We start from the raw sequence: 6,825 nt of genomic DNA on the forward strand, positions 1-6,825 counted from the left end.
GTGCGGGCCGGGCGGGGCCGCCGCGGCGGGGGCCGGGGTGTCGGGGACGTCCTCGACCGCGAGGAGCGTGCCGGGGACGAAGGGGGCGAGCGTGTCCCGGAGGTGGCGCTCGGTCAGGCAGAGCCGCACGCCGGCCTCGTGGAGGACCTCGCCGGTCCGCGGACCGGGATGGGCGGGGTCGAGCGGTACGTAGGCCGCCCCGGCCTTGAGGACGCCCCAGAGGGCGGTGACCCCGCCGGGCGTCCGGTCGACGACCAGGCCGACCAGGTCCTCCCGCCCGACGCCACGGCGGTGCAGCTCGGCCGCGACGGCGTCCGAGCGGCGGTCGAGCTCCCCGTACGTGACCGGCCCGGCGGGCCCGTCCAGCGCCACGGCCTGCGGGTCCCGGGCCGCCCGGGCGCGGAACAGCGACACCACGGTGTCGCCGGACCCCGGCTCGGCCGGGTCGTCCGGGACGACGGCCACCGCCGGGGCCCGGGCGGGGGCCGCCGACTTCGGGGCGGCGGCGGTCCCCAGCCGGGCCAGGGCGTCGTCCAGGAGGCGGGCGGCGCGGGGGGCCAGGTCGCGGCCGCCGCGCAGGCCCAGGGTGATCTCCGTGGTCGTGTCCGTCTCGGTGGCCACCAGGGACAGGGGCACCAGCGGGGCGTGGACGGGCAGGGCGTACACGCGCTCGGCGGTGAAGCCGGCGGCGGAGCAGTCGGCCGGGTCGATCCGGCCCAGGTGGGAGACGACGGCCGAGGCCAGGTGGCGGTCGGTGCGGCGGGCGAGGCCCTGCGCGGTGCGCAGCAGCAGGGCGAGGGCCGGCAGGGGCAGCGGGGCGAGGGACTCCTCGACGCCGGAGGCCAGTTCCCGGCCCTCGGCCAGGCCCGCCAGCAGGTCCGCGTGGGCGGCGGCCCAGTGCTCCCCCGGGCTCAGGTCCAGGAACAGCGGCAGGGTCAGGTTCCCGGTGGCCGCCGCGAGCTCCGGATCGTGGCGGCGCAGGTCCACCGGGACCATCGTGCGCGTCGGCCGGCCCCCGCTGTCGGTGAGGGCCTGGGCGAGCCGGGCGCTCAGGGCCGGGTAACGGCCGGGCAGGGTGCGGCGCAGCCACAGGGTCCGCTCCGGCCCCGGGCCGGAGCGGCCGAGCGGTGACCGCTGGTCCAGCAGGACCGGGGGGCGGCGCCGGCCGTCGCCGAGGCGGCGGAGCACACCGTGGTCGGTCCGGGTGCCGTACGCCGGGCGGGGGGCCTCGTCGCGCAGGGCGCGGAAGACCTCCCGGACCCAGGTCAGGGCGCCGTGTCCGTCCATCACGGCGTGCGAGGCACTGAAGACCAGGCTGGTGCGGTCCGGGTCCGCGCCACGGACCACGAGCAGTTCGCAGCCGGGCCGTTCGCCGGGCCGGGCGGGCCCGGCGGTGACGGCCGGGGCGGTCCGGACCCGCGGCGTCGGGCCGTCGCCGGTCCAGACGGCGCCGTCCCGGCGCAGCCGGGAGCCGGGGCAGGCCGCCGCGGCCCGGTCCAGGGCGGCCTGGAGTCGCTCCCGGCCGGGCAGGCCCCGGCCCTCGACGACGATGCGCAGGGCCATGGCGCCCCGCGGGTCGCCCGCGGCGAGGTAGAGCCGCTCGGTGGGCGACACCGGCCGCCGGTACCGGCCACCCTGAGGAGCAAGGAGGTGGGTCATCGCGGGGTGTCCCCTCGGTCGGTGCGTACGGCGTCGAAACCCGCGGCGCCACGGGGCCGGTCCGAGGGCGGGAACCACGTGGGCAGGTCGCGGAGGGCTTCGGTCTGGGTGCGGGGGGCCTCGTAGCCGAGGTCGCGGTGGGCGGCGGTGGTGTCGTAGGTGGTGGAGCGGGTGAGCAGGGCCATCATGTAGCGGCTCATGGGCGGGCCGGTCCGGGCCGGGCCCGGGCGCAGCCGCCACAGCGTCTCCACGGTGGCCGCCAGCGCCCGTCCGGCGGGCAGCGGGACCTTCGGGCCCGGCGGGTCGCAGCCCAGCAGGGCGGCGACCCGGGCGAGGAAGTCCCACAGGTCGGTGACCTCGCGGTCGGCGACGAAGTAGGCCCGGCCGCCCACCCGTGCGGCCGGGGCGACGGCGGCCCGCAGGCAGGCGTCCACGGCGTTGTCGACGTGGCAGAGCGAGACCAGGACCCGTTTGCCGCCCGACAGGTCGGGCAGCCGGCCGGCGCGCATCGCCGCCACCAGCGTCGGCAGGAAGCCGCTCGTGTCGCGCGGGCCCCAGATGCCGCGCGGGCGCAGCGCCACCGTGGTGAAGCCGGCCGTGTCGGCGGCGAGCACCTCCCGTTCGGCGGCGGCCTTGGTGGCGCAGTAGTGGTTGAAGAACCGGTGCGGGTACGGGGCGTCCTCGGCGATGCCGAGCCGGTCCCCGTCCCGTACGCCCATCAGCGCGCTGGGGCTGCTCACGAACACGAAGCGGTGGGCCCCCGCGGCCCGGGCCGCGGCCATCAGCAGCCGGGTCCCGCGCACGTTGGTCCGCTCGAAGGCGGCGCGGCTGCCGTGGTCCACGACCCGGGCGGCGCTGTGCAGCACCGTGGCGCAGCCCTCGGCGGCACGGTGCAGCGAGTCGGTGTCGGTGAGGTCCCCGGTGACGAGCTCGACGCCGGGCAGGGCGCGCAGCCGCGCGGTGTCGCGGCCGGGGCGCACCAGGGCGCGGACCCGGTGGCCCTGGTGCAGCGCGCCGTCCACGAGGTGGCCGCCGAGGAACCCGGTGGCGCCGGTGACCAGTACCTTTCCCCCGCTCACAGGGTCCGCCACCAGGTCGCGCCGTAGAGCATGGTGAGTGCGGCGGTGGCCGCCCGCCCGTGGCCGGCGGCGGCGCCGCGCGGCAGGGCCGCGGGGATCTGCACGGCGTGGCCGACGGTGCTCAGCACCGCGTCGGTCCACCACAGCCAGCGCAGCACCGGCACGTCGGGCACGCCCAGCGTGGCGGCCCAGACGGCGCCGCCGGCGAGGTACGCCCAGCCCGCGAGCGGGACGAGCCGGGCGGCCCGCTCCCGGGAGAGCAGGGGCACGGGCGGGGCGAGCCGCCGCTCGGCCCAGCGGGCGAGCTGCTCCCGGCCGATCTTGGCGTTGTGCCGGATGTCGACGGGGAAGCCCGGGTGCCGCAGGAACTCCTCCAGCGCCGTGGTCGGGGCGTGGGCGCCCGCCAGGTCCTTGAGTTCGGCGACGAGCCGGTCCCAGTCGACGGGGCCGTCGACGGTCTCCACGCAGACCACCGGGCGCTGTGCGCCGGCCGGGCCGACGCCGACCAGGGCGCTGCGGCGGACCAGGGGGTGGGCGTTGAAGACGCCTTCGCAGCGGACGGTGTGGAGGTCCTGGTGCGCGGTGCGGACCCGTTGGGAGACGCGGCCGCAGAACCACAGCCGGCCGTCCTCGTCGAGGTGGCCGAGGTCGCCGGTGCGGTGCCAGAGCCGGTCGGGGCCGTCGGGCCGCGGCTCGTACGTCTTGTGCCGGGCGTCGGCGGTGGGCGTGCGGTGGTAGCGGGTGCTGACCGACTCGCCCGAGACGGCGATCTCGCCGACCCGGCCGGCCGGCAGGCCGGGGCCCGGGTCGATCCGGGCGAGGGGGCCGTCGGTGACCGGCAGGATCCGGACGCGGGTGCCGGGGACGGGCCGGCCGACGCAGGTCCCGGCGCCCCGGGCGCTCTGCGCCGCGGTGGCACCGAGGAGTTCGGCGGACTCGACGGAGGAGATCGGCAGCACCTCGGTGGCCCCGTAGGTGACGTGGATCCGGGCCTGCTCGGGCAGGACGGTGCGCAACGTGGCCACGACCGCGTCGGGCACCGGGGCCCCGCCGGAGACCACGCAGCGCAGCGCGGGCAGCCGGTCGCCGGTGGCGGTGAGGTGCTCGGCGAGGTTGCGCAGCAGGGCGGGCGAGGCGAAGACGGTGGTGACGTCGAACCGCCGCAGGGCGTCCACCAGCAGGACCGGGTCGGCCTGGGCCACGGCGGCCGGGGCCAGCGGGGCGAGGACGAGGGTGGAGCCGTAGAGCAGGTCGAGGACCCCGTAGAACGGCAGGGTGACCAGGGAGACGTCGTCCCGGGTGCGGCCGTGGACGGCCGCGATCTGGCGGGCGATGGACAGGGCCATGCGGTGGGTGTACTCGACGCCCTTGGCGGGGCCGGTGCTGCCGGTGGTGAACCCGATCATCAGCAGGTCGTCGCCGCCCGCCCGGCCCGCCTCGGCACGCCCCGGCTGCGGGGCCCGGCCGGCGGTGCGCAGCGAGGCCAGGGTGTGGCCGCGGCCGAGCCGGCGGCGGCCGAGGGTGACGGGGGTCGTGACCCCGGCGAACGTGCGCCGGCCCAGGACCCGCACCAGGTGGGCGAGCGGCGGTCCGACGAAGGCCTCGGCGCCGACGGCACGGAAGCAGTGGAGCATGCGCCGCACGCCCATGCCGGGGTCGACCACGACGGGTACGGCGCCGGTCCGGAAGAGGGCGAAGACCAGGGCGAACAGCTCGGGGCCGGGCGGGGCCATCAGGACCGTCCGGGTGCCCCGGGTGATGCCCGCCCGGGCGAAGCCGCGGGCGAGGTCGGCCACGTCCTGCTGCAACCGGCCGTAGCTGACGGTGCGGTAGCGGGGGCTGCCGTCCCGGTGGCGGCCGTCGGGGTGGACGACGGCGGGCTTGTCGGGGTGGACCCGGGCGTGGTGCTCCAGGAGGTCGGCGAGTCCGGTGCGGTCGGCGGGGAGGGACGCGGGGCCGGCGAGGAGAGCGGGGAGCGTGGCGGTGGAGTCCATCGGGCTCACCACGCCTCGGGCCGGTAGCCGACGCAGGCGGCGGTGGGACCGGCGCCGACGGTGACGAACAGCAGCTGGTCGTGCCGGCGTGGCCGGCGTTCGGCCAGCGCCTGGAGGTAGCCGAGGACGGGCGCGGCGGTGTGCGGCTCACCGGACCCACCGGCCCCGTCCGCACCCGCCCCGTCCGTGGCGGGGCCCTCCGCACCGGGACCGTCCGAACCGGCGCCCTCCGTACCGGGGTCCTGCGCGGCCGGGCTCCGGGTGACGACGACGTCGGCCGTGGGATGCGGGCCGATCACGCAGGTCCGGTCGAGGTCCAGGCCGTGCCGGGCGGCGTAGTCGGCGACGGCGGTGGCGGCGAGCTCCGCCCGGCGCGCCTCGTGGCCGGGGCTGCGCCGGACGGTGATCCGCGAGCGGCCCTCGCTGCCCATGGTGGCGGTGTCGAGGTAACCGGTGGTGTCGCTGGGCCCGTTGCCGTGGTAGTGCCGTACGGGCCCGAAGCCGGCGTCGGGGTCGGGGCTGCGTTCCAGCAGGAACGCCCCGGCCAGGTCGGCGTAGGGGTAGTGCGGGTCGCGGCGGGCGTCACCGGCGGGGTGCACGTCGGCGGCGGTGATCAGGAGGCGTTCGGTGGCGGCGGTGTCCAGCAGCGCCTGCCCGGCCTGGACGGCGTTGAGCACGCCGCAGGCGCCGTTCATCAGGTCGAAGGAGAACCCGGCGGCCGGCTGGGGGTCGGCGATGTAGTCGAGGTTCATGCCGACCTGCTTCTGGACGAGGGCGGCGACGGCGGGTTCGAAGGTGTTGGACTCGCGGTAGACCCCGACGTTGATGAGGATGCCGACGGCCGAGGGCGAGACCTGGGCGCGGGCCAGGCAGTCGCGGGCGGCGCGGGCCGCGAGGTCGACCGCGGAGGCCGGGGCACCGGCCGTGGTGTGCGCGGCGGTGCCGGCGGCGGTGATGACCATGCCCATGGTGCTCACACCCCCACGGTGGTGACGGTGGCGGACAGGGCTCCGGTGACCACGCCGGAGGCGGCGGGGACCAGCAGGTAGGTGGCGCCGCGGCGGGCGCTGCCGGCCTTGAGGTGTTCGCGCAGGGTGAGGAAGTGGGAGGTGGTGGCGGTATTGCCGAATCGTTCCACCACGGAGAGGGACTCGGGCATGGCGGTGCCGAACTCGGCCTCCGCGGTCCGGTTCGCGTAGTCGATGAAGCGGGTGCCGACCTGGTGCTGGACGATGTAGTCGAAGCGCTCGTCGGCGAACGTGCGGCCGTTCTTGGCGAGGACGTCCGCGTGGAAGCGGGGCCAGAGCTTGAGCCGTTCGCGGTCGTGCATCTTCTTGTTGTCGGTGTAGAGCGCGATGCCCTGGCTGCGCTCGCTCGGCATGCCCAGGCACAGGTGCGCGTACTCGGCGCAGGTCATGAGCTCGATGTAGTGGATGCGGTCGCCCGGGTCGGTGGAGCGGTCCAGCACGACGGCGGCGGCGGAGTCGCCGACGGAGAGCGAGGCGAACTGCGGGTCGTAGGAGTCGGTCAGTTCGCGGGAGGCGGTCTCGGCGACCTCGGTGGCCTGCTCGCCGCTGACGACCAGGCCGGTGCGCACGGTGCCGGCGCGGATCATCCGGTCCAGCAGGTGGACCCCGGTCATCATGCCGGCGCAGGCGTTGGAGACGTCGAAGTGGATGGCGGTGCGGGCGCCCAGCGCCCGGGCGAGCTGTCCGGCGAACGAGGGCTCGAAGGTGAAGCGACCGCCGTCGGTGAAGCGGGTGATGGACGCCGAGATGACGATGTCCAGGTCGGCGGCCGTGTGGCGGGAGACGGCCAGGCAGTCGCGGGCGGCGGCTAGGGCCATCCCGAAGGAGTCCTCCCCGGCCGCCGGGTCGGGGTCGTGGACCCGGCGTTCCTCGATTCCGGTGATGCGCCGGACGTCCACGTCCCCGAGGCCGGGGGTGCGGTCGGAGAGTTCACGGGTGGTCTGCCGGGCGGGTGGCAGGTAGGCCCCTAAGGCCTCTATTCGGCTGGTGATCGGGGTGTTCGGGGTGTTGCTCATCTTTCGCCCTCCATGGCGAACCGCGCAGGGAAGGGCCCTGGGCGGGGGG

General features: G+C 77.0%; 5 protein-coding genes. All 5 read right to left on the minus strand.

The genetic code is table 11. From position 1 onward, the window contains the following. Positions 1-1,614: AMP-binding protein (locus tag EF918_RS30395; RefSeq protein ID WP_148141284.1), on the minus strand; the 1,614-nt coding region annotated here is incomplete at its 3' end. Positions 1,615-1,655: 41 nt separating this feature from the next. Continuing rightward, complete coding sequence (locus tag EF918_RS30400; RefSeq protein ID WP_260610810.1) at positions 1,656-2,738, minus strand: NAD(P)-dependent oxidoreductase; 1,083 nt, start codon at positions 2,736-2,738, stop codon at positions 1,656-1,658. Then, on the minus strand, positions 2,735-4,732 hold the full coding sequence (locus tag EF918_RS30405) for a fatty acid CoA ligase family protein (protein WP_125652147.1): 1,998 nt from the start codon (positions 4,730-4,732) through the stop codon (positions 2,735-2,737). Before EF918_RS30405 ends, EF918_RS30400 begins: the two co-directional genes overlap by 4 nt. Positions 4,733-4,737: 5 nt before the next feature. After that, positions 4,738-5,709, minus strand: a complete 972-nt coding sequence (locus EF918_RS30410; RefSeq protein WP_125652148.1) for a hypothetical protein — start codon at positions 5,707-5,709, stop codon at positions 4,738-4,740. Beyond that, on the minus strand, positions 5,706-6,776 hold the full coding sequence (locus EF918_RS30415) for a 3-oxoacyl-ACP synthase III family protein (RefSeq protein WP_125652149.1): 1,071 nt from the start codon (positions 6,774-6,776) through the stop codon (positions 5,706-5,708). The genes EF918_RS30410 and EF918_RS30415 overlap by 4 nt, the downstream gene beginning before the upstream one ends. Between the last annotated feature and the right edge of the window lie 49 nt (positions 6,777-6,825).

This window comes from Streptomyces sp. WAC06614 (assembly GCF_003949795.1).
Taxonomy (GTDB): domain Bacteria; phylum Actinomycetota; class Actinomycetes; order Streptomycetales; family Streptomycetaceae; genus Streptomyces.

Excerpts from the sequence above, each read along its gene's own strand:
- EF918_RS30415 (WP_125652149.1), bottom strand. The coding sequence starts at position 6,776 with ATGAGCAACACCCCGAACACCCCGATCACCAGCCGAATAGAGGCCTTA.
- EF918_RS30405 (WP_125652147.1), bottom strand. The coding sequence starts at position 4,732 with ATGGACTCCACCGCCACGCTCCCCGCTCTCCTCGCCGGCCCCGCGTCC.